This window comes from Amycolatopsis sp. NPDC101161, assembly GCF_044768185.1.
In the GTDB taxonomy this organism is placed as follows: domain Bacteria; phylum Actinomycetota; class Actinomycetes; order Mycobacteriales; family Pseudonocardiaceae; genus Amycolatopsis.
On the sequence record NZ_JBIWPI010000002.1, the window covers coordinates 1,758,338 to 1,783,599 of the forward strand.

At 70.5% G+C, this 25,262-nt stretch carries 29 protein-coding genes; 20 read left to right on the forward strand and 9 right to left on the reverse strand.

Annotation, left to right across the window (positions count from 1 at the left end):
• Window positions 1–6 precede the first annotated feature (6 nt).
• From ACIRSS_RS19705 to ACIRSS_RS19730, 6 genes are all read left to right on the forward strand, one after another.
• On the forward strand, window positions 7–840 hold the full coding sequence (locus tag ACIRSS_RS19705) for an alpha/beta fold hydrolase (protein WP_400896682.1): 834 nt from the start codon (window positions 7–9) through the stop codon (window positions 838–840).
• Window positions 841–926: 86 nt separating this feature from the next.
• Window positions 927–1,490 carry an isopentenyl-diphosphate Delta-isomerase gene (gene idi, locus ACIRSS_RS19710; RefSeq protein ID WP_400896684.1) on the forward strand — a complete coding sequence of 188 codons (564 nt, stop codon included), beginning with the start codon at window positions 927–929 and terminating at the stop codon, window positions 1,488–1,490.
• 109 nt (window positions 1,491–1,599) lie between these two features.
• A complete protein-coding gene (locus ACIRSS_RS19715; protein ID WP_400896686.1) occupies window positions 1,600–2,277 on the forward strand; it encodes a GGDEF domain-containing protein in 678 nt (225 codons plus the stop codon).
• Between the two features lie 1,292 nt (window positions 2,278–3,569).
• Window positions 3,570–4,967, forward strand: a complete 1,398-nt coding sequence (locus tag ACIRSS_RS19720; protein ID WP_400896688.1) for an LCP family protein — start codon at window positions 3,570–3,572, stop codon at window positions 4,965–4,967.
• 83 nt (window positions 4,968–5,050) lie between these two features.
• Window positions 5,051–5,716, forward strand: coding sequence for a phosphate signaling complex protein PhoU (phoU, locus tag ACIRSS_RS19725; protein ID WP_400896690.1), 666 nt, complete (start codon window positions 5,051–5,053; stop codon window positions 5,714–5,716).
• 117 nt (window positions 5,717–5,833) lie between these two features.
• Window positions 5,834–6,388, forward strand: a complete 555-nt coding sequence (locus tag ACIRSS_RS19730; RefSeq protein ID WP_400896692.1) for a dihydrofolate reductase family protein — start codon at window positions 5,834–5,836, stop codon at window positions 6,386–6,388.
• Between the two features lie 79 nt (window positions 6,389–6,467).
• On the opposite strand, the gene pstB is transcribed toward ACIRSS_RS19730, so the two are convergent.
• From pstB to ACIRSS_RS19760, 6 genes are all read right to left on the reverse strand, one after another.
• Complete coding sequence (gene pstB / locus ACIRSS_RS19735; protein ID WP_020642202.1) at window positions 6,468–7,244, reverse strand: phosphate ABC transporter ATP-binding protein PstB; 777 nt, start codon at window positions 7,242–7,244, stop codon at window positions 6,468–6,470.
• A gap of 10 nt (window positions 7,245–7,254) precedes the next feature.
• Window positions 7,255–8,172, reverse strand: coding sequence for a phosphate ABC transporter permease PstA (gene pstA, locus ACIRSS_RS19740; RefSeq protein WP_400896694.1), 918 nt, complete (start codon window positions 8,170–8,172; stop codon window positions 7,255–7,257).
• A gap of 2 nt (window positions 8,173–8,174) precedes the next feature.
• Complete coding sequence (gene pstC / locus ACIRSS_RS19745; RefSeq protein ID WP_400897570.1) at window positions 8,175–9,095, reverse strand: phosphate ABC transporter permease subunit PstC; 921 nt, start codon at window positions 9,093–9,095, stop codon at window positions 8,175–8,177.
• 198 nt (window positions 9,096–9,293) lie between these two features.
• Window positions 9,294–10,424, reverse strand: coding sequence for a phosphate ABC transporter substrate-binding protein PstS (gene pstS / locus ACIRSS_RS19750; RefSeq protein ID WP_400896696.1), 1,131 nt, complete (start codon window positions 10,422–10,424; stop codon window positions 9,294–9,296).
• A 226-nt stretch (window positions 10,425–10,650) separates the two neighbouring features.
• Complete coding sequence (gene mshD, locus ACIRSS_RS19755) at window positions 10,651–11,556, reverse strand: mycothiol synthase (RefSeq protein ID WP_400896698.1); 906 nt, start codon at window positions 11,554–11,556, stop codon at window positions 10,651–10,653.
• 67 nt (window positions 11,557–11,623) lie between these two features.
• Window positions 11,624–12,370, reverse strand: a complete 747-nt coding sequence (locus ACIRSS_RS19760) for a winged-helix domain-containing protein (RefSeq protein WP_400896700.1) — start codon at window positions 12,368–12,370, stop codon at window positions 11,624–11,626.
• Between the two features lie 154 nt (window positions 12,371–12,524).
• On the opposite strand from ACIRSS_RS19760, the gene ACIRSS_RS19765 reads away from it, so the two are divergent.
• The 9 genes from ACIRSS_RS19765 to ACIRSS_RS19805 all read left to right on the forward strand — a co-directional run bounded on the left by ACIRSS_RS19765 (window position 12,525) and on the right by ACIRSS_RS19805 (window position 18,549).
• A complete protein-coding gene (locus ACIRSS_RS19765) occupies window positions 12,525–13,421 on the forward strand; it encodes a DUF2993 domain-containing protein (RefSeq protein WP_400896702.1) in 897 nt (298 codons plus the stop codon).
• A gap of 10 nt (window positions 13,422–13,431) precedes the next feature.
• Complete coding sequence (locus ACIRSS_RS19770) at window positions 13,432–13,857, forward strand: TlpA family protein disulfide reductase (RefSeq protein WP_400896704.1); 426 nt, start codon at window positions 13,432–13,434, stop codon at window positions 13,855–13,857.
• A 262-nt stretch (window positions 13,858–14,119) separates the two neighbouring features.
• On the forward strand, window positions 14,120–14,551 hold the full coding sequence (locus tag ACIRSS_RS19775; RefSeq protein ID WP_400896706.1) for a DUF4395 domain-containing protein: 432 nt from the start codon (window positions 14,120–14,122) through the stop codon (window positions 14,549–14,551).
• A 30-nt stretch (window positions 14,552–14,581) separates the two neighbouring features.
• Complete coding sequence (locus ACIRSS_RS19780; RefSeq protein ID WP_400896708.1) at window positions 14,582–15,418, forward strand: sulfurtransferase; 837 nt, start codon at window positions 14,582–14,584, stop codon at window positions 15,416–15,418.
• Entirely contained in the window at window positions 15,418–15,729 is a 312-nt protein-coding gene (locus ACIRSS_RS19785) for a DUF1416 domain-containing protein (protein ID WP_400896710.1), read from the forward strand. Before ACIRSS_RS19780 ends, ACIRSS_RS19785 begins: the two co-directional genes overlap by 1 nt.
• A 234-nt stretch (window positions 15,730–15,963) precedes the next feature.
• On the forward strand, window positions 15,964–16,578 hold the full coding sequence (locus tag ACIRSS_RS19790; protein WP_400896712.1) for an FABP family protein: 615 nt from the start codon (window positions 15,964–15,966) through the stop codon (window positions 16,576–16,578).
• Window positions 16,579–16,582: 4 nt separating this feature from the next.
• On the forward strand, window positions 16,583–17,179 hold the full coding sequence (locus tag ACIRSS_RS19795; RefSeq protein WP_400896714.1) for an allophanate hydrolase subunit 1: 597 nt from the start codon (window positions 16,583–16,585) through the stop codon (window positions 17,177–17,179).
• Window positions 17,176–18,024 carry a biotin-dependent carboxyltransferase family protein gene (locus tag ACIRSS_RS19800; protein ID WP_400896716.1) on the forward strand — a complete coding sequence of 283 codons (849 nt, stop codon included), beginning with the start codon at window positions 17,176–17,178 and terminating at the stop codon, window positions 18,022–18,024. Before ACIRSS_RS19795 ends, ACIRSS_RS19800 begins: the two co-directional genes overlap by 4 nt.
• Before the next feature lie 99 nt (window positions 18,025–18,123).
• Window positions 18,124–18,549 carry a hypothetical protein gene (locus tag ACIRSS_RS19805; RefSeq protein ID WP_400896718.1) on the forward strand — a complete coding sequence of 142 codons (426 nt, stop codon included), beginning with the start codon at window positions 18,124–18,126 and terminating at the stop codon, window positions 18,547–18,549.
• Here ACIRSS_RS19805 and ACIRSS_RS19810 read toward each other — a convergent pair.
• Entirely contained in the window at window positions 18,528–19,376 is an 849-nt protein-coding gene (locus tag ACIRSS_RS19810; RefSeq protein ID WP_400896720.1) for an aminodeoxychorismate lyase, read from the reverse strand. The two genes, ACIRSS_RS19805 and ACIRSS_RS19810, sit on opposite strands and share 22 nt — an antisense overlap.
• A 31-nt stretch (window positions 19,377–19,407) precedes the next feature.
• Here ACIRSS_RS19810 and ACIRSS_RS19815 point away from each other — a divergent pair, with 31 nt between their 5' ends.
• Genes ACIRSS_RS19815 through ACIRSS_RS19825 form a run of 3 tightly spaced genes read left to right on the forward strand, consistent with a single transcriptional unit; the run spans window position 19,408 to window position 22,089 of the window.
• Window positions 19,408–20,547 carry a YgfZ/GcvT domain-containing protein gene (locus ACIRSS_RS19815; protein ID WP_400896722.1) on the forward strand — a complete coding sequence of 380 codons (1,140 nt, stop codon included), beginning with the start codon at window positions 19,408–19,410 and terminating at the stop codon, window positions 20,545–20,547.
• Between the two features lie 49 nt (window positions 20,548–20,596).
• Entirely contained in the window at window positions 20,597–21,160 is a 564-nt protein-coding gene (locus tag ACIRSS_RS19820) for an aerial mycelium formation protein (protein ID WP_364447699.1), read from the forward strand.
• A complete protein-coding gene (locus ACIRSS_RS19825) occupies window positions 21,157–22,089 on the forward strand; it encodes an asparaginase (RefSeq protein WP_400896724.1) in 933 nt (310 codons plus the stop codon). Before ACIRSS_RS19820 ends, ACIRSS_RS19825 begins: the two co-directional genes overlap by 4 nt.
• 49 nt (window positions 22,090–22,138) lie before the next feature.
• On the opposite strand, the gene ACIRSS_RS19830 is transcribed toward ACIRSS_RS19825, so the two are convergent.
• On the reverse strand, window positions 22,139–23,035 hold the full coding sequence (locus tag ACIRSS_RS19830) for a hypothetical protein (protein WP_400896726.1): 897 nt from the start codon (window positions 23,033–23,035) through the stop codon (window positions 22,139–22,141).
• A 207-nt stretch (window positions 23,036–23,242) separates the two neighbouring features.
• On the opposite strand from ACIRSS_RS19830, the gene ACIRSS_RS19835 reads away from it, so the two are divergent.
• Entirely contained in the window at window positions 23,243–23,431 is a 189-nt protein-coding gene (locus tag ACIRSS_RS19835) for a DUF3073 domain-containing protein (RefSeq protein WP_329053976.1), read from the forward strand.
• Window positions 23,432–23,542: 111 nt separating this feature from the next.
• Window positions 23,543–24,397, forward strand: coding sequence for a 3-hydroxybutyryl-CoA dehydrogenase (locus ACIRSS_RS19840; protein WP_400896728.1), 855 nt, complete (start codon window positions 23,543–23,545; stop codon window positions 24,395–24,397).
• Here ACIRSS_RS19840 and ACIRSS_RS19845 read toward each other — a convergent pair.
• Window positions 24,388–25,209, reverse strand: a complete 822-nt coding sequence (locus tag ACIRSS_RS19845) for an ECF transporter S component (RefSeq protein WP_400896730.1) — start codon at window positions 25,207–25,209, stop codon at window positions 24,388–24,390. The two genes, ACIRSS_RS19840 and ACIRSS_RS19845, sit on opposite strands and share 10 nt — an antisense overlap.
• Window positions 25,210–25,262: the final 53 nt, after the last annotated feature.

The window sequence follows — 25,262 nt, forward strand, 5'->3', positions numbered from 1 at the left end:
GGCTCTGTGATCGACCACATCAGCATCCCCACGGAAGCCGGTTCCTTCGACGCCATCGCCGCCGGTCCCGAAGACGGCCGGCCTGTGCTGCTGCTGCACGGCTTCCCCGAAGCCGCCGTCGAGTGGGAGCACCAAGTTGCCACTCTCGGGGTGCTCGGCTACCGGGCCGTCGCGCCCGATCAGCGGGGTTACTCGCCCGATGTGCGCCCGGAAGCCGCCACCGACTACTCCATCGACCACCTCGTCGGGGACGTCGTCACGATCACCGAACAGCTCGGCTGGAAGCAGTTCGACCTCGTCGGGCACGACTGGGGCGGGGCCGTCGCCTGGTGGACCGCCGACGCGCACCCCGAACGGCTGCGCAGCCTCACCGTCGTCTCCACGCCGCACCCCGCCGCGCTCGCCAACGCCATGAAGACCGACGAAGACCAGCACCTGCGGACGCGGTACATGACCGAGTGGCGCCAGACCCGGGTCACCGAGCGGCGGATGCTGGAGAACGACGGCCGCGCGCTGCGGGAGATGTTCGAGCGGCGGCTGCCGCCGTCGAAGGTCGACGACTACGTGCAGCGGCTGTCCGAGCCGGGCGCGCTCACCGCGGCCCTCAACTGGTACCGCGCCGGCCGGCCGGGCGGGAAGATCGGCAAGATCTCCGTGCCGACGCTGTACGTCTGGAGCACCGAGGACGTCTCGTTCGGCTCGACCGCCGCGCTCGACACCGCGAACTGGGTCACCGGGCCCTACCGGTTCGAGATGCTCGAAGACGTCACGCACTGGGCGCCGGAAGAGGCGCCCGAGGCCGTCACGACGCTCATCGTCGAGCACCTCGACGCGCGGTAACGGCGCGTCACCCGGCCGGGCGGACCGCCGGTAACCCACCCGCATCGCGGTACGGGAGCCGGCCGCCCGTCGTGTTCACTGGGGCTGTGGACACCGCGACCGAACCCGAGACCGAGCAGGTCGTCTTCGTCACCGAAGACGGCGTGCCCACCGGCGAAACCGGCCCGAAGCTGGCCAGCCACCACGAGCACACCCGGTTGCACCTGGCCTTCTCGTGCTATGTCCTGCGACGCGCCGACAACGCCCTGTTGATCACCCAGCGCGCGCTGCACAAGAAGGTCTGGCCAGGGGTCTGGACCAACAGCGTGTGCGGCCACCCGGCGCCGGGCGAGTCCCTCGAGAACGCCGTCCGCCGGCGGGCCGGCTACGAGCTCGGGCTGCCGTCGCTGTCCGGCCTGCACTGCGTGCTGCCGAAGTACCGCTACCGGACGCCGCCGTTCCAGGGGATCGTCGAGAACGAGTTCTGCCCGGTCTTCGCCGCTTGGGCCGACGCCGAGCCCGAACCCAACCCGGCCGAGGTCGGCGAGTGGCGCTGGGTTCCGTGGACCGATTACCAAGAGCTACTGAACGACGAAACGGCTAATGTGAGTTACTGGGCCAAAGACCAGTTTGCACAGCTCAAGGGCATTGAGCCGTTCTCCGGACTCTGACGGTACGACTTCGGAGCGTCACCGTCGCACTCCCGTTTGAGCGAAATTCACCTTCGTCCTCAAGCACGGCCTCCGCTACGACGACAACCAATGCGTGGTGGAGGTGGGCATGGTCGCCGGGGACGAAGGCGTGCTGCGCCGAAGCCCGCAGGCGCCCGACCTGCTGCGCCTCCACGAGGCCGTCGCGACGCTCTTCGCCACCCAGGGCGACTGGCGGCGCGCCTACCAGCACCTCCGCTCCGCGCTGGACATCGCTCGCGACGGCAGCCTGCGCGACGCGCTGACGTCGAGCTACAACCGGCGGTACCTCGATGAGCGCTTGTACGGACCGTTCGCCGATCGGCAGACCGGTCCGCTCGGCATCGCGCTCGTCGATCTGGACCGCTTCAAGCGCGTGAACGACACGTACGGTCACCTCGTTGGCGACCGCGTCCTCCGCCGGGTCGCCGACCTCCTCCAGGAGGAGCTGCCGCCGGACGGCTTCTGCGCCCGCTACGGCGGCGAGGAGTTCGTACTGTGGCTGCCCGGTGTCGACGCCGCGCACGCGGTCCGGATCGTCGACGCCGCCCGCGTGCGCGTCGCCCGTCACCCCTGGTCAGAACTGCAGCCGGGACTACGCGTGACCATCAGCGCCGGCCTCGCCCACGAGGGCCTGGACGCCCCCGCGCCGCCCGAGCGCCAGCTGCGCAGCGCCGATGACCTGCTGTATGCCGCGAAACGGGCCGGACGGAACAAAGTCGCCTATCACGACGCGCAAAGTACGCAGTTAATAACCCACTCTGAGTAACGTAAACACCCCATTACCCCGGAAAGCTGCGGGCATCCGTCACCCGTTTGTCGACGGCCAGCGGCCGTTCGTCGACTCAAGGTGAAGAAAATTCCGGGAGGGTGTCGTCACGAACGGGGGGTATCCGTACGATAACGAAAACCTCCGGGAGAACGATCACCTCTCGCGGGGGAAGACGGCCAAGTCACGACCCCGCCTTTGATCGCGCGAAAGGAGACCGAGTGCCGGACGAGCACGACAGCCCGGGAACCGGTCGCCGTTCGGACGGTCCCGCGCGGCCCCGCACCGGCAGACGCCGGTCGATGGAGGACCAGGGCGGGATCAGCGTCTCGGACGTCGTAGCCAAGTCCACCGGCGTTCGCCCGCTTCCGCCGCGCGAAGACCGTCCCGAACAGCCGGGACGCCGAGCCCGCGCGGCCGAGCCGCCCGTCCCGCCGCGTTCGCGGCCGACAGAACCCAGCGAGGACCCAGTACCCGCGGACGCCACTCGTCAACCCCGCCCCCCGAGGCCGCGCCAGCCCCGCCGCACGACGGCGGCGGCCCCGGCCCCGGAGGCCCCGCTGCAGCGCCGCCCCCCGGCGGCGAACCCGGGCCCCCAGCAGACGACAGCGGCACCCCAGCCCCCGCGCCGCTCGAGGCGGCCGGCCCCGGAGGCGGAGGGAGCCGCACCGCAGCGCCCGGCCGCGCCCGGTGGTCGCCGTGCCGCGGGCGAAGGACGCCCGGCTCCCGAAGGTTCTGCTGAGGTAGCTTCGCCGCGCCCGGCCCGCCGCACTGCCGAGGGCCGCCCCGGTCCGGAGGCTTCCCCGGAAGCCGCCGCTCCGCGCTCAGCGGGCCCAGCCCGCCGTGCCGCCGAAGGCACCGCCCGGCGCGGTGCGGCCGATGGCCCCGCCGCCGCTTGGCGCACCGAAAGCTCTCCCGACGCGGCCGCACCGCAGCGTCCGGCCGCCGCCGGTGGTCCCGCGGCTCGCCGGGCCGGAGCGCCTGATGCACCCGCCGCCCGGCGCCCCGCCCCCGAAGGCCCGGCCGCCGAGGCAGCCGCTGCGCAGCGGCCCGCCCGCCGTCCCGCGGCCGAAGGGCCTGCCCCGCGCCGTACGAACCCCGACGGACCCCGGCGCCCTGGCGCCACGCCCGACAGCCCCGGCCCGCGTCGCGCCGCCGCCGAGGGCGCCGTGGCGCAGAGCGGTGCCGAAGCCGCCGTTGATGCGCCCACCCAGAAGCGGCCGCCGGTTCCCGATGCCCCCAAGCGGCGGCCGGGTGCCGTGCCCGCCCGGGCCGAGCTCGATCCGCTCACCATGACCGATGAGATGGAAGCGATCGACGAGGCCACCCAGTACCGGCGCAAGATCGACCACACCCTCGCCCGCTTCTCGGCCGCCCACGACGAGATGAACGCCGAAGAAGCGAAGCGTCGCGAACGCCGTGAGCGGCTCTCGCCCGCTTCGCTCATCGAGAGCACGCGTACAGCTCTTCAGCGCGTCGTCACGCCCACACCGGCACCCGAAGAAGAGGACGCCGAGAAGGCCGAGCAGACCCGGCTCCAGGAGAAGAAAGCGCGGAAGATCGAGCGCTCGGTCCGGTTCGGCCGGATCGCCGCGGCCGTCGTCGCCGGGCTCGTCTTCCTCGGCATCGGGGGCGCCTGGGGCGCGCAGACCTACTTCGACGCCAAGTTCACGCAGGTCTCCGCGCTCGACGAGAACTCGTCCGACATCCAGGACGCCGACGCCCAGGCCAACGACGAGAACTTCCTGATGGTCGGCTCCGACACCCGTGACGGCGCTTCCTCCGAGGAAGGCGTCGGTACCGCCGACAGCACTCCGGGCGCCCGGAGCGACACCGTGATGGTCGCGCACATCCCGGCCGACCGGAAGCGGGTCGTCGTCACGTCCTTCCCCCGCGACCTCGAGATCGACCGGCCCGAGTGCCAGCGCTGGGACCCCGCGCAGAGCAAGAACACCGACGAGAAGGTCCCCGAGCAGAAGATCGCGAAGCTCAACACCGCCTACGCGGTCGGCGGCCCGTCGTGCGTCACGAAGGTGATCCAGCAGCTCACCGGGCTGCGGATCAACCACTTCGTCGGCATCGACTTCAACGGCTTCAAGGAGATGGTCGACGCGGTGCACGGCGTCACCATCCACAACGAGATCCCGATCGACGACACCGTCCTCGGCAAGGTGCTGCTGCAGACCGGCGACGTGACGATCTCGGGCGACCAGGCCCTGAACTTCGTCCGCGCGCGCCACGTCAAGGGCGACCCGACGTCGGACTACGGCCGCATCAAGCGGCAGCAGGAGTTCATCGGCGCACTGCTGAAGAAGGTCATGTCGTCGGACGTCGTGCTCGACCCCGGCAAGCTGAGCGACTTCATCACGGCGTTCGCGAAGGCCACTTTCGGCGACAACCTCGGCGTCAAGCAGATGATGACGCTGGCGCAGTCGATGAAGGGCCTCGACCCCTCGAAGATCTCGTTCCTGACCGTGCCGACGACCGGGATGGCCAACAGCCGCGGCAACGAGGTGCTCGTCCGCAGCAAGATGAAGACCCTCTTCGACGCGCTGCGCAACAACACCCCGCTGCCGGACCCGAACGCGCCGGTCCCGAACAGCGAACAGCCCCCGCCGACCAGCACGTCGAAGTCGAAGACCAGCACGTCCAAGACGACGACGAGCAAGAAGAGCGGCACCTCGGGCTGATCCGCGAGGATCGTTAGACCGGGTTCACGTGCGGTTCACCCGGCGATGCGGTGTTTGGTCACGCTTGGCCGTAGGGTTGGGCCATGCGTGAGGCTTACCATGTCGAACTCGATCAGCTCGCCGACAACCTGGCCGCGATGTCGGTCCAGGTCGCCGACGCCATGGAGCGCGCCACACGGGCACTTCTGGAGGTCGACCTCAGTCTCGCCGAGCAGGTGATCAGCGACGACGCGAAGGTCGACGACGCCCGCGCCCAGTGCGAGGAGCAGGCGTACGCCCTGCTGGCCCTGCAGGCGCCCGTGGCCACCGATCTGCGCACGGTGCTGGCGGCGATCCACGCCGCCGAAAGCCTGGAGCGGATGGGCGACCTGGCGCTGCACGTGGCGAAGGCCGCGCGGCGCCGCCACCCGGACCCGGTGCTGCCCGAGGCCGTGAAGCCGTACTTCGCCGAGATGGGCGAAGTGGCGGTCAAGCTGGCCCGCCAGGTCGAGCAGGTCATCCACTCGAAGGACATCGAAGCGGCGAAGACCATCGAGTCCGACGACGACCAGGTGGACGACATCCACCGCCACCTCTTCACCGTCCTGATGGACCGCGAGTGGCCGCACGGCGTGGCCGCGGCGGTCGACGTGACCCTGCTGGGCCGCTTCTACGAGCGCTACGCCGACCACGCGGTGTCGGTCGCGAAGCGGATGATCTTCGTGGTGACCGGCAAGATGCCGGGCTACGGTTCCGACGACGACATCTGAGCCACCCTTCGAAAAGGGCCCCTGACGCAGGTCAGGGGCCTTTTTCGTGGGGACCGATGAGTTTCGCGCGGACGGTGTCTCTCAACGGGTGACAGCACACCCACGAAGGAGCCGGACATGCGCAAGGTCATCGCCTACGTCAACCTCACCCTCGACGGCCACCTGGCCGGCCCGGCGGGCGAACTGGACTGGATGACGCCCGACCCGGCGATGAACATCACCCTGTCGGACGAGTTGCGGTCCCGCGTCGACACGATCCTGACCGGACGCAACTTCTACCACGGGATCGAGCAGAACTTCCGCGCGCAGGCGACGGACCCGGCGAGCCCGGCCGAGCTGGTCGACTTCGCCACGTGGATGATTTCGACGCCGCAGGTGGTCTTCTCGCGGACGATGACCGAGGTGGCCGCTCCGCACCGCTTGGCGGCCGACCTCGCCGGCACGGTCGCCGAACTGAAGGCGTTGCCGGGCAAGGACATGGTGCTCTTCGGCGGGGTGTCCACCGTGCAGCAGTTCGTCCGGGAGGGACTGGTGGACGAGTACTGGACCAAGCTCTACCCGACGGCGATCGGCGCCGGGCAGCCGATGTTCACCGAGCGCCGGGAATTGAAACTGGTCGAAAGCAAAGCGTGGGAATCGGGAATCCTGACGCTGCGCCACGTTCCCGCGTGATCCACAAAGGACAAAAGAAAAAGGCCTTTCTCGCCGACCCCGAGCACCGGCGAGAAAGGCCTTGTCCCCCAACGACGACTCAGCCGAAGCGGCCGGAAATGTAGTCTTCCGTGGCCTTTTCGTCCGGGTTGGAGAAGATCTTCTCCGTGTCGTTGAGCTCCACCAGACGCCCCGGCTGGCCCACCCCGGCCAGGTTGAAGAACGCCGTCTGGTCGGAAACCCGCGCCGCCTGCTGCATGTTGTGCGTCACGATGACGATCGTGTAGTCCTTCTTCAGCTCCCCGATCAGGTCCTCGATCGCGAGCGTCGAGATCGGGTCGAGGGCCGAGCACGGCTCGTCCATCAGCAGGACGTCCGGCTGGACCGCGATCGCGCGGGCGATGCACAGACGCTGCTGCTGACCACCCGACAGGCCGCCACCCGGCTTGTTGAGGCGGTCCTTGACCTCGTTCCACAGGTTCGCGCCGCGCAGGGCGCGCTCGGCGATGTCGTCGAGGGTCTTCTTGCCCTTGGTGCCACCCAGCTTCAGGCCCGCGACGACGTTGTCCTTGATGGACATCGTCGGGAACGGGTTGGGGCGCTGGAACACCATGCCGATCGTGCGGCGCACCTGCACCGGGTCGACCGACGACGCGTAGATGTTCTCGCCGTCCAGCAGGACGTCGCCCTCGACGCGGGCGCCGGGGATGACCTCGTGCATGCGGTTGAGCGTGCGCAGCACCGTCGACTTGCCGCAGCCGGACGGGCCGATGAACGCGGTGACGTTGCGCGGCGGCACGGAGAGGGTGACACCGTCCACGGCGTGGAACTTGCCGTAGTAGATGTCGACGTCCTTGACATCGAGTCGTTTGGCCATCAGGAACAGCTCACTTCTTCTTCGGCGCGACGAGGCGCGCGAACACGGTGGCGAGGAGGTTGATGATCGCGATGATGAGCACCAGGGTCAGTGCCGCGCCCCAGATCCGGTCGAAGCCGACCGAGCCGGGATCCATCGAGTTGGTGACGCGCTCGTTGTTCATCAACAGCGGGAGCGCGGCCTGTTCGCCGCTGAAGATGTCCCAGTTCGTGTAGGCGGAGTAGCCGACCAGGACCAGCAGCGGCGCGGTCTCGCCCATCACGCGGGCCAGCGCCATCATGACGCCGCCGACGATGCCGGACATCGCCGTCGGGAGCACGATCTTCATGATCGTCTTCCACTTCGGCACGCCCAGCGCGTAGGAAGCCTCGCGCAGGTCGTCCGGGACGATCCGCAGCATCTCCTCCGACGAGCGGACGACCACCGGGATCATCAGCAGCACCAAGGCAAGCGAAACCGCGAAACCGCTGCGCGGCAGGCCGAACGTGGTGATCCAGAGCGCGTAGATGAACAGCGCGGCGACGATCGAGGGGACACCGGAGAGGATGTCCACCATGAACGTCGTGGCCTTCGCGAGCTTGCCCCGGCCGTACTCGACGAGGTAGATCGCCACGAGCATGCCGATCGGCACCGCGATGACCGCGCACACCAGGCCCTGCAGCAGGCTGCCGATGATCGCGTGCAGCACCCCGCCGCCGACCTCGTCGGACAAGTAGTTGCCCAGGTCCTGCGACCACCAGTTGGAGTACGGGATGCGCTTGATGCCGTTCGCGATCACCGTGTAGAGCACCCACACCAGCGGGACGACGGCGATCAGGAACGACAGCCAGACCAGCGCCGTGGCGATGCCGTTCTTGACCTTGCGGGCCATGCTGACCTGCTGGAACGCGGGCGTGGTCGCCGGGGCTTCGAGCGTGGTGGTGGACATGCTCAGTCCCCCTTCTTGCCGATGACGGAGCGCGCGGCGAAGTTGACGAGGAAGGTGAGCACGAACAGCACCAGGCCGGCCGCGATGTACGCGCCGGCCGAGATCTCGTTGTTGAACTCGCTGTAGTTCGCGGCGATCTTCGAAGCGAAGGTGGCACCGCCGTCGAAGAGGCTCCAGTCGAAGTTCTTGCCCTGCGGGATCAGCAGGATGACGGCCAGGGCGATCGTCTCACCGAGCGCGCGGCCGAGGCCGAGCATGGACGCGCCGATGTACCCGGCCTTGCCGAACGGCAGCACCGTGGTGCGGATGACTTCCCACCGGGTGGCACCGAGAGCCAGCGCGCCCTCCATGTGCGGGGTGGGCGTGCGCTCGAAGACCTCGCGCGAGAGCGACGTGATGATCGGCAGGATCATCACGGCCAGCACGATGCCGGCGGTGAAGATCGTGCCGCGCACGCTCGGCGCGACGTTGCCGGGCGCCAGCAGCGGGAACCACGAGAACGTGGTGTTGATCCACTGCGAGAACGGCTCGATCGCCGGCGCGAAGACCAGGATGCCCCAGAGGCCGAAGATGATCGACGGCACCGCGGCGAGCAGGTCGATGACGTACGCGAACGGCCGCGCGAGCCGCTTCGGCGCGTACTGGGTCAGGAACAGCGCGATGCCCAGCGAAACCGGCATCGCGATGATCAGCGCCACGACCGACGTCGCCACGGTCACCTCGAGCAGGTCGAGGATGCCGAACGACATGTTGCCGGGGTCGCTGGTCGACCAGCCGTGGTTGAACAGGAAGTTGGCCTTGTCGGCCTGCAGCGCCGGGATCGCCTGGATCAGCAGGAAGAGCCCGATCAGGCCGATCAAGGCGACGACGAAGATCCCGGCCCCGGTGGTCAGGTTCTGGAAGATGCGGTCACCGGGCCGCACCTTCTTCGCTTTCTCGCCCGCGGGCGGCTGCGGCGCCGCCGGCGGGGCTGGTTGCTCCGAAATCGGGACCTCCGGGGGCGTCGTGGCGGACGACGAACGCCCACCGGGGTCGCCGGTGGGCGTTCGCGTCGAGGATGACTCGCTCATCAGCTACTTCTGACCAGCCTCTATCACTCGGATGTCAGTCGCAATGCCGGTTCAGGAGATCGCCTTGACGGCGGCCAGGACCTTGGTCTGCAGCGACTGCGGGATCGGCACGTAGCCCTTGGCGGACAGCGGCTGCTGACCGTCGGTGGCGGCCACCGTCAGGAACGCCTTGACGGCCTTCGCGACGTCCGGGTTCGCATACTTCGAGCAGACGATCTCGTAGGTCGTCAGCAGCAGCGGGTAGGCACCCGGGGTGTTGCTGGCGTAGATGCCGTTGAGGTCGAGCGCGAGGTCGTTCGAGCCGTCCTTGAGGAACTTCGCCGCGTCGAGGGACTTCGCCACGTTCGCCGCGTTGAGCTCGACGCCGCCGGAGCCGCTGTCGATGAGGGCCGGGGTCAGGCCGTCCTTGGCGAACGCGCCCTCGACGTAGGTGATGCCACCGTCGGAGGCCTTCACCGCGGTCGCGACACCGTTGGAGCCCTGCGCACCGTTGCCGACGCCACCGTTGAACTTCTTGCCGGCACCCTTGGTCCAGTCGGCCTTCGCCGCCGCGCCCAGGTACTTCTGGAAGTTGTCGGTGGTGCCCGACTCGTCGGCGCGGGAGACGACCTGGATCGGCTTGTCCGGCAGGTTCAGGCTCTCGTTGCCCTTGACCGCCTTGATGGCCGGGTCGTTCCACTTGGTGATGCCACCGCTGAAGATCTTGGCGGTCACCGACGGGGTCAGCGTCAGCTTGTCGACGCCGGACAGCTTGTAGGCGACCGCGATCGGGCCGACGACCAGCGGGATGTTCCAGGCGTCGCTGGCGCAGCGGGCCTTGGCGGCCGCGGCGTCGGCGTCCTTGATCGGCGAGTCCGAGCCGCCGAAGTCGATCTGGTTGGCGTTGAACTGCTTGACGCCCGCGCCCGAACCGCTCGGGTTGTAGTTGACCTGCTGGCCGGCGCACTTCTTGCTGAACTGCTGCGTGAAGATGTCGATGGCGTTCTTCTGCGCCGACGAACCTTCCGCGGAGAGCGGGCTCTTGCCACCGCACTCCACGTCGGCCGTGCCGGTAGCAGCGGGCGCCGAAGCCGAGTTCGAGCTGCTGCTGTTGGACGCCGCGGGGTCGGAACCACAGGCGGCGAGCACGAGGGCGGCGCTCGCGACGATGCCCACCGCGCTCAGGGGCCGCATGATCTTCACTGCTGTTTCCTCCATCAGGAGCTTGACCGGGTCGTCGCGGCTGTGCTGCCGCGCCGGATCCGGACATTAGGCAGCGCCGGTGGACGGGTGGCCCTGTCCAGGTGAACGAAAAGTGAACAAGGCTCCGGATGTGAGGAGTGCTACTAGCCCGATAGGGTGCCGTGTCCGGGCCGTGACCTGCGTGTTCGCGCACCGTGACGAGGCGTTTGCGCCGCGTCCACCGTGGTCACCGGCCGTACTGGACGTCGGTTTCGTGACGCGTGAACCCGAGCTTGGTGTAGACCGCGAGCGCTGGGGCGTTGTCGCCCTCGACGTACAGGATGATCTGCCCCAGCCCCCGGCTCGCCAGGTACCGCAGGCCGGCGAGCGTCAGCGCCCGCCCGAGGCCGCCGCCCTGCGCGGCGGGGTCGACGCCGACGACGTAGACCTCGCCGACGCGCTCGCCGCCGAACCGGCCCGGCGTGGGCTCGTGGACCTTCGTCCAGTGGAAGCCGATGACCTGGCCGTCTTGTTCGGCGAGGAAGAAGCCGTCGGCGTCGAACCAGGAGCGCGCTTCGTCCGCGCGGATGTCGTCGGCGGTCAGCGCGCCCTGCTCGGGGTGCCAGTCGAAGGCGCGCGCGTTGACCTGGACGACGGCGTCCTCGTCCTGCCCCGGGACGAACGTGCGCAGCGAGACGCCGTCGCGCAGCCGCGGCTCCGGCCAGTCCGCGCCCTCGACGTCCGTGTGCAGGATGAGCAGCTCGCGCTTGCGCTCGAAGCCGGTCTTCAGCGCCAGCTTGCGCGCCGCCGGGTGGTCGCCGTGCGCCCAGATGCGGAACCCGACCGCGGCGCGCTCGTCGACCGCCTGCAGGAGCTTCGCGCCGTAGCCGCGGTCGCGGTGGGCGGGGTGCACGAACAGCTCGGCGACCTGGTGCCCGAAGGAGTCGCCGGTGGTGTCGAGGTGGGCGTAGCCGACGACGTCACCGTCGATGCAGGCGACGAGGTGCTCACCGCCGTCGAACTCACCGGGCAGCGGCCCCTCGGGTTCGACCTCCGGCCGCCCGTCGGCGTCGCGCACGGCCAGCAGCAGCCCGCGGACGTCGTCGAGCTGCTTGTCGTCCAGTTCCTGGCGCCACTCGCCGTCTCCAGTCACCCTGCGACCGTACCCGCGCCGGAGGCAACGCGACGGCTCTCACCGCGTCCTGGAAAGTGTGACGGCGTCAGTGCGCGAGTTCGGGGGTCTCCGCCGGTGCCTCGGCCGGGGGCGCGGGCTGGCGGGGGACGCCGCCCTTGGCGGGCCGTTCGAACTTGTAGCCGACGTTGCGCACGGTCCCGATCATCTGCTCGTGCTCCGGGCCGAGCTTGGCCCGCAGCCGCCGGACGTGCACGTCGACCGTGCGCGTGCCGCCGAAGAAGTCGTAGCCCCAGACCTCCTGCAGCAGCTGGGCGCGGGTGAACACCCGGCCGGCGTGCTGGGCGAGGTACTTGAGCAGCTCGAACTCCTTGTAGGTCAGTTCGAGGGTGCGCTTGCGCAGGCGGGCGGTGTAGGTCGCCTCGTCGATGACCAGCTCGCCGACGCGCAGCTCGGCGTCGACCTGCTGGGAACCGCCGTCGCGGGTGGTGACCAGCCGCAGCCGCGCGTCGACCTCGGCCGGGCCCGCGGTGGGCAGCAGGATGTCGTCGGTGCGCCACTCGGCGCTGACGGCGACGAGCCCGCCCTCGCCGACGACGGCGATGATCGGGGTCGCGGCCTCGTCCTCGCCGGTGCCCTTGAGCAGCCGGCAGAGGCTCTTCGCCGAGGCCAGGTCGCTGCGGGCGTCGAGGAGGATGACGTCCCGGTGGCCCGCGTCGAGCAGGGCGGTCACCTCGGGAGCGCGGACGCGTACGGTGTGCGGCAGCAGATCCAGCGCGGGGAGCACCGAAGTGGCGTCGGCTTCCGCAGTCAGTACCAGAAGGTCCAGGCTCATCAGCCGCACCGCCTTCACAAGTCGTCGCCTCACAGGTGGCGTCTGCCGGTGCTAAGTGAGAATAGCGGCTCAACGGCCGGGCACCTAACCCTTGCTGGATCGATCACACCTGGAGAAATCCCCGGTGTCCCCGACGAACAGGAGTACGGACGCGATGGTGAGCAGGCCCGTGACCCGGGACGACCGACCCGCACCGAGGCCGGACGCGCGGCGCCGCGGGCGCCGGGCCCGCCGCTGGGTGATCGCGCTCGTCGTCCTGGTCTTGCTGCTGGTCGGCGCCGATTTCGGGGCCGCGGCGTACGCCGAGCACATGATCTCGCAGAAGGCCCGCACGCAGCTGCAGCTGACCGACGACCCGTCGGTGACGATCCACGGCTTCCCGTTCCTCACGCAGGCCCTCGGCGGTGACTACAGTCACATCAGCGTGTCCGCCGCCGGCGTGCCGGTCGCGGGCAAGCTCCAGGACGTCGCGGTGAACGCCGAGCTCGAAGACGTCAACGCGCCGCTGTCCGACCTCACGAACGGCAACACGAAGGCGATCACGATCGGCAAGCTGACCGGCTCGGTGACCATCAAGGCCGCCGACCTCGCGCGCCTGTCGCCGCTGGACAAGATCAAGGACCTGCGGATCGAGCCGTCGACCAGCCAGTACGTCCAGAACGGCGACAGCGGGCAGAGCGAGCCGACGCCGACCACGACGACCACCGAGGGCCAGGCCGAGCAGGACGAGTCGAGCACGGGTGTCCGCATTTCGGGACACCTTCAGTTCGCGGGCAAGGATCTGGAAATCTTCTGTTTCGCGATGATCGAGGCCGACGCGAAGGGCGGGGCGATCAACTTCGTCCCGAAGCGGCTGCAGTTCGGGAACGACCAGGAGACGACGGTCGTGCCGGCGGCGGTGCAGAAGGTGCTGATGCCGAACTTCAGCGCCTCGATCAACACGAAGGACCTGCCGCTGTCGGTCACGCCGACGGGCGTGCGGGTGCAGAGCGGATCGGTGACAGTGAAGGGCGAAGCGACGAACGTGTCCTTCGCGGACCTGAGCAGGTAAGGAGCGGCTGGTGACGGGGCTGTGGGTGCTCGTGGCGACGCTGGTGGCCGCCGCGGCCGTCGGACTGCTGCTGCGGGCGCGCAACGGCCGGGTCCGGGACGCGAAGCCCGCCCGCGCGCTGCCCGGCCCCGTCGCCGACGTGCTCGACCCGGCGTCCGCCGTGACGCTGGTCCAGATCTCCACCACCTTCTGCGCGCCCTGCCGGCACGCGAAGGCCGTGCTCGAGCCGCTGGCCGCGCGCACCGACGGCCTGCACCACGTCGAACTCGACGTGACGAACCAGCCGGAGGTCGCGCAGTCGCTGTCCGTGCTGCGGACGCCGACCACGATCGCGCTGACCCCGGACGGCCGGGAGCTGCTGCGCGTCGGCGGCGTCCCCAAGGGCCCCGAACTGCTGGACGCGCTGCGGCCGCATCTCACGACCCGGACGTCCTGACCAGGGATTGTTCCGGTTGCTGGGAATCGTCCCAAGGTATGAACGTGGTTCCCACTCTGAGGGAGCTCTGGGTACCCTCGCACCCGTGACCGGGCTGACCACCTTCTTGACGCAGCGACGCGCAGTCGACCTCTGCCGCGTCCGCAGCAGCCTGTGTCGCCTTTCCTCCGACCGGCGCTGAAGCACGTCCGGTCCGCACCAGCCCTGATGCCGCTGCCGCGTGCCGTTCGCACGCACCCCGCCTGCTCCAGCTGGAGGAACCATGTCCGCCGGACCGGCCGTCGACCCGCGAGGCCCGCGGTTCGCCGCCATCCTGACCACGATCGTGCTCGCGGTCGTCCTGGTCACCCAGTGGTGGCCGTTGCTGGCGATCCAGACCGTCGTGTTCGCCATCGGCGCCTTCGTCGGGCTCAAGCCCGCGCCCTACTCGATCGTGTACCGCACGCTCGTGGCCCCGCGCCTCGGCCCGACCGACGAGCGCGAGGACGCGGCGCCGCTGCGGTTCGCCCAGGCCGTCGGGTTCGTCTTCGCCCTGGTCGGCACGATCGGATTCGCGCTCGACATCACCCCGCTCGGCATCGTCGCGACGGCGTTCGCGCTGTTCGCCGCCTTCCTCAACGCGGCCTTCGACTTCTGCCTCGGCTGCGAAATGTACTTGCTGATCAAACGCTTCACCCCAGCCCGCGCGTCCTGAATTTCAACCAAGGAAGAGAGTTCTGTTCCCATGAGCCGTGAAGACGTCCTGGTCACCACCCAGTGGGCCGAGGAGAACCTGGACACCCCCGGCGTCGTGTTCGCCGAGGTCGACGAGGACACCACCGCCTACGACGCCGGCCACATCCGGGGCGCGGTGAAGTTCGACTGGCGGAAGGACCTGCAGGACGGGGTGCGCCGCGACTTCGTCTCCAAGGAGGGCTTCGAGAAGCTCCTCTCGGAGAAGGGGATCGCCAACGACGACCTCGTCGTCCTCTACGGCGGCAACAACAACTGGTTCGCCGCGTACGCGTACTGGTACTTCAAGCTCTACGGCCACGACAAGGTCAAGCTGCTCGACGGCGGCCGCAAGAAGTGGGAGCTCGACGGCCGCGAGCTGAACTCCGACGAGGTCAAGCGCGACACGACGGACTACAAGGCGCAGGACCAGGACCTCTCGCTGCGCGCGTTCCGCGACGAGGTCGTCCAGTCGATCGGGTCGAAGAACTTCGTCGACGTGCGCTCCCCGGACGAGTTCTCCGGCAAGCTGCTCGCCCCGGCGCACCTGCCGCAGGAGCAGTCCCAGGTTCCCGGGCACATCCCCGGCGCGCTGAACGTGCCGTGGGCGAAGGTCGCCAACGAGGACGGCACCTTCAAGACCGAGGAAGAGATCAAGGAGCTCTACAAGGACGAGGGCATCGACGAGGGCAAGGGCACCATCGCCTACTGCCGCATCGGTGAGCGCTCCTCCATCGCCTGGTTCGCGCTCCACGAGCTGCTGGGCTACGAGGACGTCAAGAACTACGACGGTTCGTGGACGGAATACGGCTCGCTGGTCGGCGTGCCGGTCGAGTTGGGAGCCAAGTGATGGCGGTAGACGACAGCTGCGGCGCACCGGCCCAGGAGGCCACGCCGGCGGACTTCGACACGCGCGGCCAGGTGGTCCTGGCCGGCAAGGTGACGGGCGCGGACGGCCCGGTCGGCGGCGCGTTCGTCCGGCTGCTGGACGGCGGCGGCGACTTCACCGGCGAGGTGGTCTCCTCGGCCGAGGGCGACTTCCGCTTCTACGCGGCGCCCGGTGACTGGACGGTGCGCGCGTTGCACCGCACGGGCAACGGCGAGGCGACGGTCAAGGCGGAAGGCCCGGGCCTGCACCAGCTGGCCATCTCCGTCGGCTGACGTTCGTTCTTCGGGAAGGGCACCTCCACCTCGGCGGAGGTGCCCTTCCTGGCGTTTCCGGCCGGGTGACTGTGCTCACCGTGACGACCCTGGGCAGCGCCGGGGGCGAGGCGGCGGACTAAGCTGCCAGCCGTGGAAGCCTTGTTTACGACCCTCCTGGTGCTGGCGGGCGTCGCGATCACCTGGTTCGCCGTCTACGTCGTTTACCGGCTGTACGCGGACCAGCGCTGACCCATGACCGCTAGCGGCGACGAAGCCATCGCGGCAGCCGAGGCCCGCGCGGAGAGCACCCGCGCGCGCAACCTCCCGCTGTGGGACGACCTGCCCATCCCGAACGACACCGCGAACCTGCGTGAGGGCCCGAACCTCAACGACGCCTGCCTCGCCCTGCTGCCGCTCGTCGGCGTCTGGCGCGGGGAGGGCGAGGTCGACTACCCGACCATCGAGGGCCCCCGCAAGTTCGCGCAGCAGCTGACGATCTCCCACGACGGCCGCCCCTTCCTGATCCACGAGGCCCGCGCGTGGCTGCTGGACGACGACGGCAACGTCATCCGCCCCGCCGCCCGCGAGTCCGGGTTCTGGCGGCCGCAGGAGGACGACACGATCGAGCTGCTGCTCACCCACAACACCGGCATCGTCGAGCTGTACTACGGCAAGCCGCGCAACCAGACGTCCTGGGAGCTCGGCACCGACGCGGTGATCCGCACGGCCACGGCCAAGGACGTCACCGCGGCCCAACGGCTGTACGGCCTGATCGAGGGTTCCCTCGGCTACGTCGAGGAACGCGCGATGATGGGCCAGGAGATGCAGCCGCACACCTCGGCGCTGCTGCACCGCGTCGTCGGCTGACGCCGTGCGCTGGCGGCGGTGTGGCGAGGACGCCGCCCTGCTGGACTGCGACTCGCTCGATGAGATGCGGGCGGCACACGCGACCGTGCTCGCCGCCCGCCCCGCCGAAGTCGTCGAGCTCGTGCCCGGCGCCCGTAGCCTGCTCGTCGTCGGCGGGGTCGCCGCCGTGAAAGCCCTGCTCGACGACGCCGATCTGACGCACCCACCAGCCGGCGAGCCGCGCGAGGTGACCCTCGACGTCCACTACGACGGCGACGACCTTTCCCTCGTCGCCGAAGACGCCGGGATCTCCACGGACGCCGTCGTCGAGCTGCACACCGAAGCCGTCTACACGGTCGCGTTCACCGGCTTCGCGCCCGGCTTCGGCTACCTGACCGGGCTTCCGCCACAGCTTCGGCAGCCGCGGCTGGAGTCGCCGCGCACCCGCGTCCCCGCCGGGTCGGTGGGCCTCGCGGGTGAGTTCACCGGCGTCTACCCGCGAGAATCGCCGGGTGGCTGGCGGCTGCTCGGCCACACGTCCGCGACGCTGTTCGACCCCCGCGCCGACCCGCCCGCGCTGTTCGCGCCGGGTGACCGCGTCCGCTTCCGGACCGTCCGGTGAGGTCCCTCGAAGTGCTCGACCCCGGGCGGTACGCGCTGGTCGAGGACCTGGGCCGGCCCGGCTACGCGCACCTCGGGGTCGCCCCGTCCGGCGCGCTGGACACGGCGTCGCTGCGGCTGGCGAACCGGCTGGTCGGCAACCCTTCGACGGCCGCGGGCATCGAAGCGCTGCTCGGCGGCCTCGAAGTGCGGCTCACGGCCTCGGCGACGGTCGCGGTGACCGGCCCGGCGGTCCCGGTCTCCGTCGACGGCCGTCCGTTCGGGTCCCACGTGCCGGTGCCCGTGCGAGCCGGCCAGACGCTGGCCGTCGGCACGCCGTCGGCCGGGCTCCGCTGCTACCTGGCGGTGTCCGGCGGGATCGCCGTCGAGGAGGTGCTGGGCAGCCGCTCGCGCGACATCCTGTCCGGCATCGGGCCCGAGCCGCTGGCAGCCGGTGACGTGCTGCCGCTCGGCGACGCGGCCGGGATCCCGGCGGGCGCGGACGTCGTCGTCCCGGCGCCGGCGCCGGGCGAGCTGGTGGTACCCGTGGCGCTCGGCCCGCGCGACGACTGGCTCGACGACCCAGCCCGCGGGCTCTCCGCGTGGTGGACCGTCACGGCGGAGTCCAACCGCGTCGGCCTGCGCCTCGACGGGACGCCGCTGCGCCGCGCGGTCGACGGCGAGCTGCCCAGCGAAGGCGTCGTCACGGGCGCGATCCAGGTGCCGCCGAGCGGGCTGCCGGTCGTGTTCCTCGCCGACCACCCGACGACCGGCGGCTACCCCGTCGCGGCCGTCGTGCGGCCCGCCGCGCTGAGCGCGCTCGCCCAGGCCCGCCCGGGCACCCGGGTGCGCTTCCGGGTGTCCTGAAAAGTCCGGTACCGCTACGCGGGTGAGACCCGGGTCACGCGGTGCACCCGTCCGCGTGAGTGCTGGAACCATGTCGCGCCGCCACCCGTCCTGATAGGCGTGGAACAGGTGACGATCAGCGGTGGCACGGGTTTCCTCGACGTGAACACGCGGGTGCGGGCGGAGCTGCCCCAGTCGCTGCGGATCGCGCTGGCCACCGGTCAGCTCCGCCGCCCGCTCGCCACGACGCTCGGCCCGGTCCTCGACCTGCTCGTCGACGGCGACTACCGCGTCAGCGGCCCGGAACGGCTGCCCGAAGACCAGCTGCTCACGCCGACCGACACCTGGCCGCCGTCCGACGAGGCCCGCGTCGGCTACTACCGGACCGCGATCCGCACCGGCCACCGCCCGGTCGCGGTCGTGCTGGCCGACGGCGACCGCGAGCTGATCATCGACGGCCACCACAAGATCGCCGCCTACCGCGCCGAAGCCGTCGCCCCCGCCGTCGTCCGGATCCGCTTCGGTCAGGCGTACTCGGCCTCGTAGGCCGCCACGAGCTCGGCGTACACCGCCGACGAGTCGGGCAGCCGCTCGCCGTCCAGCGTGTGCACGCGGGTCAGCTTGCGCACGCTCGACGCCATGAAAACGCCGTCGCCCTCGACCAGGTCGCGCACGGTCAGCGGCTCCACCTTGACCACCCAGCCGGCCTTCTCCGCGCCGCGGAACAGCGCGGCCTGGGTCGTGCCCGGCAGGATGCCGATGCTCGACGGCGGCGTGTAGAGCGTCCGCCCCTTGGCGAGCACCACGGTCGACGTCGGGCCTTCGAAGACCGAGCCGTCGGCGGCGGTGAAAATCACATCGTCGGCGCCCCGGCGACCCGCCTCGCGCACCGCGGCCATGTTCATCGCGTACGACAGCGGCTTCGCGCCGAGCAGCAGCCAGGGCGCGCGCTCGGCGAGGTCCGGCGGGAAGCCGCGTTCGAGGGAGATCGCGGCGACGCCCTCGGCGCGCGCCTTCAAGATCGACGGCGGGACCTCGGACCCGAGCGCGAACCCTGTCGGGACGGCGGCGGGATCGCCGTCGGATCCCCTGGTGTACACCAGTTTCAGCGTCATCTCGCGGCCGCCGGTCCACCGCTCGAGCACCTGGGCGACGACGCGTTCCCACGCGCCGAGGTCGGGCTCGGGCAGGTCCAGCATGGCCGCCGAGCGGGCCAGCCGCTCGAGGTGCGGGCGCAGTTCACGGGGCTTGCCGTCGACGACCAGGATCGTCTCGAAGACGCCGTCGCCGCGCAGCAGACCGAGGTCGTCGACCTTGATCTGGGCGGTGTCGGGGTCGGCCGGGGTTCCGTCGAGGAAGACGAGCACGCGCATGCCGACACGGTACTCACCTAGGCTGGGCGGTATGCCGTACCGCTCGCCGCTGCTGGACGTGCCCGGATCGATCCCTTCGCCCGAGTCAGACACTGTGCACCCCGAGGCCGGAGTGCCCTGGCACTGGGGAGACCCCTTCGCGGAGCAGCGCACCGCGTCACGCGGCGTGGTCGTGATCGACCGCTCGCACCGCGAATTCCTCGCCGTCACCGGCGAAGAACGGTTGTCGTGGCTGCACCTGGTCATCTCGCAGCACGTGACCGAGCTGGCCGAAGGCTCGGGCACCGAGGCGCTGGTGCTGGACAGCCAGGGCCGCGTCGAGACGCACATGGTCGTGGCGCACCTCGACGGCACCGTCTACCTCGACACCGACCCCGGCACGAGCGTCACCAGCGCGCTGCCCAAGGGCGGCCCCCAGACGCTGCGCGAGTACCTCGAGGCGATGAAGTTCTGGTCCAAGGTGGACATCCGCGACGCGACGGACGAGCTCGCGCTGCTCACCGTGCTCGGCCCGGACGCCGAGCGCGTGCTGAGCGCGGTCGGCGCCGAGGTCGGCCCGGAACCGTACGCGGTCGCGGCGCTGCCGGGTGGCGGCTTCGCGCGGCGGATGCCGTGGCCAGGCCGGTGGAGCGTCGACTTGGCGGTGCCGCGCGCCTCGCTGGTGGACTGGTGGAAGCGGCTCACCGACGCGGGCGCGCGGGCGGCGGGCAGCTGGGTGTTCGACGCCCTGCGCGTCGAGTCGCTGCGGCCGCGGCTGGGCGTCGACACCGACGAGCGCACGATCCCGCACGAGGTGGGCTGGGTCGGCTCGGCCGCGCACGTCGCGAAGGGCTGCTACCGCGGCCAGGAGACCGTGTCGAAGGTCCACAACGTGGGACGCCCGCCGCGCAACCTCCTCCTGCTGCACCTCGACGGTTCGCCCGAGGTCACGCCGGAGACCGGCGACCCGGTGCTGCTCGACGGCCGGACCGTCGGCCGGATCGGCACGGTGATCCAGCACCACGAGCTCGGCCCGATCGCGTTGGCGCTGGTCAAGCGGTCTACTCCGGTGAACGCCGAGCTGCTGACCGGCTCGGAGGACAACCTCGTCCAGGCGGCGATCGACCCCGATTCCGTCCCGTCGGAGCAGCCCGCGCCCGGCCGCACGGCGGCGGCCCAACTTCGTGGTTGAACCAAAGCCCCTGACAGCGAGATCACGTTCAACCGGGATAAACTGCGCTGTGATCGAAGTGCGGCCCGGCGGCAGGCGGCGGATCGACCGCGTGCTCGGCCCGGGGTACCTCAGCGGCCTGGGTGAACTGCCGCTGAAGGTGCTGCGCGAGCGGCGCGACGAAGCCGCGCAGGAAGAGACGGACCTGTCCTACCTGCGCCGGCTCCTGCACGCCCGGATCGACATCGTCCGCGCCGAGCAGGCCCGGCGCAGCTCCGGCGGCGAGTCGAGCATCGTCGACCAGCTGGCCACGATCCTCGCCGACAACGCGCTGGGGCCGGCCGCGGGCTCAGGGCGGCACCAGCAGCTGGAGCCGTCCCGCGCCGGCGAGCACCGGCGGCACGCCGAGGCGCTGATCGGCGACACCGACCTGACCGACGTCGAGTCCCTGACGGACGAGAAGCTCGCCTCCGCTTTGGACACCTACGCCAGCGAAGAGCTGTCGGTCTCGTCCTTCCGCCGCGAGGTCCAAGGCGTGATGGACGCGCTCAACGCGGAGATCGCGAAGCGCTACCAGCAGGGTTCGGCCACTGTGGACGAGCTGCTGGAAAGCGAAGGCGGGCACGGCGAGTGACGAACCCCGTCCTCGCCGAAGTCGTCCGATCCGGTTTCGTGGAAAGCGTCCACCGCGGCGCTCTCGTGATCACCGGCCCCGAAGGCGACGCGCGCCTGGCCCTCGGTGACGTGACGTCGCCGGTCTTCCCGCGTTCGTCGAACAAGCCGCTGCAGGCGGTCGGCATGCTGCGGTCCGGACTGGACTTCACCGGCGAAGAGCTGGCGCTGGCCTGCGCGTCGCACTCCGGCGAGCCGGGGCACGTGAAGCGGGTGCTCGAACTGCTCGGCGCGGCCGGGCTGAGCGAAGACGACCTGGCGTGCCCGCCGGACTTCCCGCTGCACGTCCCGAGCATGCGCGACGCCGCCGAGCCGCGGCGCGTGATGATGAACTGCTCGGGCAAGCACACGGCGATGCTGACGACCTGCGTCCGCGCCGGCTGGCCGACCTCGGGGTACGAGTCCCCGGACCACCCGCTGCAGCAGGCGCTCGCCGCGGTCGTCGCGGAGCTGACGGGCGAGCCGATCGCCCACACGGGCGTCGACGGCTGCGGCGCGCCGCTCTTCGCGTTCTCCTTGACGGGGCTGGCCCGCGCGTTCGGCCGGGTGGCGTCCGCGACCTCGGGTCCCGCTTTCGAGGTCGCCTCGGCCATGCGCGCGCACCCGTGGCTGGTGGCGGGAACGGGCCGCGAGGACACCGACCTGATGTCCGCCGTGGACGGTCTGATGGCCAAGGGCGGCGCGGAGGGCGTCCACGCGTTCGCGCTCCCGGACGGGTTCGCGGTGGCGATGAAGATCGACGACGGCAACAAGCGGGCGTGCGCGCCCTTGGCGGTCGAGGCCCTGCGGTACTTGGGTGCGGACGTCTCGGGGCTCGACGAGCTGGCCCGCGGCTCGGTGCTCGGCGGTGGGCGCCCGGTCGGCGAGGTCCGGGTGCCCGAGCTGCGCTGAGCAGCCCCCGTTTTCCACGCTACCGGTGGGCACCGACGGTTTCGGGCCGCTAGTTCGAGCGTTCCTTCGCCGCGAGGTCGCCCCAGAACTCGCGCAGGTCGGAGAACAGCTCGGCCAGCTCCTCGACGTTGCCCGAGCGCAGCGCGTCCAGGATGTCGTGGACCTCGTCCGCGGTGTTGTCCGACTCCAGGATCGGGTCGGCGAACAGCTGCACCAGGCCGCCGTAGTCGAGCTCGACCACCGAGTCCGCGTGGAAGTTGTCCAGCCACCGCCGCGTCTCGAACAGCACGCGCCCGGGTCCGGAGTCGCCGAACGTCTGCTCCAACAGCTCGCCCGCCTCGCGCGCCCGGTGCTGCGCGTCAGCGAGGGTCGTCCGCCAGGACAGTTCGCGCTTCGGGTCGTCGCGGCCGCTGCCGAGCACCAGCCGGCGCTCGTCCGGGTCGACCAGCACGAACCACGGCAGCGGGACGGTCCACGTCGTCGACAGCGTGTGCGCCGCCGACGTGCTCAGGTCCGCCATCGCCGACTTCGTCCGCGCGCGGATCGTCTCCTGCGTGAAGCCGCCTTCGTCGAGGACGACGTTCTTCAGCGCGGGGTGCGCGTCCCCGATGAACGTGACCAGTGCCGCGGCCGAGCGGGCCCGCAGTTCCAGCGGGCAGACGAACGGTCCCTGCCCGGCCCGGCCGTCCGGCACGTCCTCGGGCGCGAGCACCAGGACGTCGGTCAGCAGGCTCGGTGCGGGACGCCCGTCGGCGAGCTCGGCGGGCAGCAGCCGCCGCGGCGCGGCGACCTGTGACTTGAGCCACATGGCCTGCTCGCGCGCCCCCGCGTCCGTCCGCCGCAGCTTGGCCGCCGCGACGGCCGCACGCAGCCGTTCGTCCGGCGGCTCGCCCAGGGCGAGCAGGGGTTCGTACACCCGCAAGTAGGCCGCGAAGGGACGGAGCACGAGTAGATCGTGGCACGCCTACCTGCGCCGATCGTCACCGACCGGCCGGTAACCGGTGTCCGGCCGACACTGTCACCACCGGCACACCGTGCCACGTCGCATCCAACCCCCCGGACACGGTACGGTGTGAGCAGGAAAGAATTGTCGAGACGATGCGGGGCCGCCGATTCCCCCGGCCGCCCCGCCCCTGTGCGAGGGGGTCGAGCCATGGGGCGCGGCCGGGCTAAGGCCAAGCAGACGAAGGTGGCGCGCGAGCTCAAGTACAGCTCGCACGAGACCGACTTCGATGCTTTGCAGCGCGAGCTGTCGAGTAACTCCTCCAGTGTCCACCACGAGGAGTCCGACAGCGATGATCAAGACCCGTACGACGACGGGTACGACGAGTACCGTCGTTGAGCACGCGTAACCGCGCGAGGGCGTAGCCGGAACACATCCGGCGACCGCCCTCGCGCGCTGCATGCTGCCCATGAACGTGCGGGTTCGCGAGGCGGACGAAGGAGTGAGCCGGTGGTAAGTCGGGTTGGAGTCGTCGGGGCGGGCCTCATGGGGTCCGGCATCGCCGAGGTGCACGCCCGGTCCGGGTTGGACGTCGTGGTCACCGAGGTGAACCAGCCGGCGCTCGACGCGGGCAAGGCCCGCATCGAGAAGTCGCTGCAGCGCGGCGTCAAGAGCGGCAAGCTCTCCCCGGAGGACGCCGACGCGGCGCTGGGCAGGCTCCGCTTCACGACGGACATCGCCGAGTTCGCCGACCGCGACCTGGTCATCGAGGCGATCCTCGAGCAGGAGCAGGCAAAGGTCGACGTCTTCCGCCAGCTGGACAAGATCGTCGAGGCGGAGGACGCGCTGTTCGCGTCCAACACCTCGTCCATTCCGATCATGAAGCTGGGCATGGCGACGAGCCGTCCGCAGCAGGTGGTCGGCATCCACTTCTTCAACCCGGTGCCGGTGCTGCCGCTGGTGGAGCTGGTGCCCTCGCTGCTGACCAGCGAGGAGACGGCCCGCCGCGCGGAAGAGCACGCGACGACGGCGCTGGGCAAGACGGTCATCCGCTCCCAGGACCGCGCCGGCTTCATCGTGAACTCGCTGCTGGTGCCGTACTTGCTCTCGGCGATCCGCATGATCGAGTCGGGTTTCGCGTCGGCGGAGGACATCGACCGCGGCATGGAGCTGGGCACGGCGCACCCGATGGGCCCGCTGCGTCTGTCCGACCTGATCGGACTGGACACGATCAAGGCCATCGCGGACTCGATGTACGCGGAGTTCAAGGAGCCGCTGTACTCGTCGCCGCCGCTGCTGCTGCGCATGGTGGACGCGGGCCTGCTGGGCAAGAAGACCGGCCGCGGCTTCTACTCCTACGGCTGACCGAACTCCACGGGCGCATCGAAGGCGGCCCGCCGGGCGGCGCGCCGCAGTACGGCGAGGACGGCCGGTCCGAGCACCACGATCGCGACGGCGTTCGTGATCGCCCGGCCGGTGTCCCAGCCGAGCGTCGAGGTGAGGATCGTGAACGCGGCGAACCGGTGCAGGTTGTCCGGTAGCGGTGCGCCGGGCACGAACCCGAGCTGGGTGGTGGTGCCGGCGAGGAACGGCCACGACCACAGGCTCATCAGCAGCCCGAAGAAGTAGGCCGCGAAGACGCCGTACGCGACGAGCATGGCGATCTCGGCTTTGCCACGCGGTTTGCGTGGCAGCAGGCCGGCGCCGAGCCCGATGAGCGAAGACGCGAGCATCTGGAACGGCAGCCACGGCCCGACGCCGGCGGTGAGCAGCGCGCTGGTGAACAGCGAGGTCGAGCCGAGCACGAACCCGAAGCCGGGGCCGAACACGCGCCCGGCGAGGACGAGCAGGAAGAAGACCAGCTCGATCCCCCCGGTGCCCGCGCCGAGGGGTCGTAGCCCGGCATTGACGGCCGAGAGCACACCGAGCAGGGCGAGCGCTTTGGCATCGATGCCACCGCGGGACAGTTCTGCGAGGACGACCAGGATCAGCACCGGCAGGGTCGCCATGAAGACGAACGGGGCGTCGGTGCTGTGCGCGGCCGCGGTCGGTGCCGGGTGGGCGAAGAGGGGCCAGCAGAACATGGCCAGCCCGAGGACGGTCGCGACCCCGAGAACCAGCGCTGGCTGGAGGGTGACGCGGACGGCGCGGGTCCGCGGGCCGAGGAAGTCAGTCATGGCGCAACCTCCGACGACGCAACTCCGCGCCGGACGGCGCTGCCGGCCAACTC

Coding starts and splice junctions, on each gene's coding strand:
- phoU (WP_400896690.1), top strand. CDS start 5,051: ATGCGTGAGGCTTACCATGTCGAACTCGATCAGCTCGCCGACAACCTG.
- ACIRSS_RS19720 (WP_400896688.1), top strand. CDS start 3,570: ATGACCGATGAGATGGAAGCGATCGACGAGGCCACCCAGTACCGGCGC.
- ACIRSS_RS19780 (WP_400896708.1), top strand. CDS start 14,582: ATGAGCCGTGAAGACGTCCTGGTCACCACCCAGTGGGCCGAGGAGAAC.
- pstB (WP_020642202.1), bottom strand. CDS start 7,244: ATGGCCAAACGACTCGATGTCAAGGACGTCGACATCTACTACGGCAAG.
- ACIRSS_RS19765 (WP_400896702.1), top strand. CDS start 12,525: ATGGTGAGCAGGCCCGTGACCCGGGACGACCGACCCGCACCGAGGCCG.
- ACIRSS_RS19730 (WP_400896692.1), top strand. CDS start 5,834: ATGCGCAAGGTCATCGCCTACGTCAACCTCACCCTCGACGGCCACCTG.
- ACIRSS_RS19760 (WP_400896700.1), bottom strand. CDS start 12,370: ATGAGCCTGGACCTTCTGGTACTGACTGCGGAAGCCGACGCCACTTCG.
- ACIRSS_RS19815 (WP_400896722.1), top strand. CDS start 19,408: ATGCCGTACCGCTCGCCGCTGCTGGACGTGCCCGGATCGATCCCTTCG.
- ACIRSS_RS19790 (WP_400896712.1), top strand. CDS start 15,964: ATGACCGCTAGCGGCGACGAAGCCATCGCGGCAGCCGAGGCCCGCGCG.
- ACIRSS_RS19715 (WP_400896686.1), top strand. CDS start 1,600: ATGGTCGCCGGGGACGAAGGCGTGCTGCGCCGAAGCCCGCAGGCGCCC.
- pstA (WP_400896694.1), bottom strand. CDS start 8,172: ATGTCCACCACCACGCTCGAAGCCCCGGCGACCACGCCCGCGTTCCAG.
- ACIRSS_RS19775 (WP_400896706.1), top strand. CDS start 14,120: ATGTCCGCCGGACCGGCCGTCGACCCGCGAGGCCCGCGGTTCGCCGCC.
- ACIRSS_RS19785 (WP_400896710.1), top strand. CDS start 15,418: ATGGCGGTAGACGACAGCTGCGGCGCACCGGCCCAGGAGGCCACGCCG.
- ACIRSS_RS19845 (WP_400896730.1), bottom strand. CDS start 25,209: ATGACTGACTTCCTCGGCCCGCGGACCCGCGCCGTCCGCGTCACCCTC.
- ACIRSS_RS19835 (WP_329053976.1), top strand. CDS start 23,243: ATGGGGCGCGGCCGGGCTAAGGCCAAGCAGACGAAGGTGGCGCGCGAG.
- ACIRSS_RS19810 (WP_400896720.1), bottom strand. CDS start 19,376: ATGCGCGTGCTCGTCTTCCTCGACGGAACCCCGGCCGACCCCGACACC.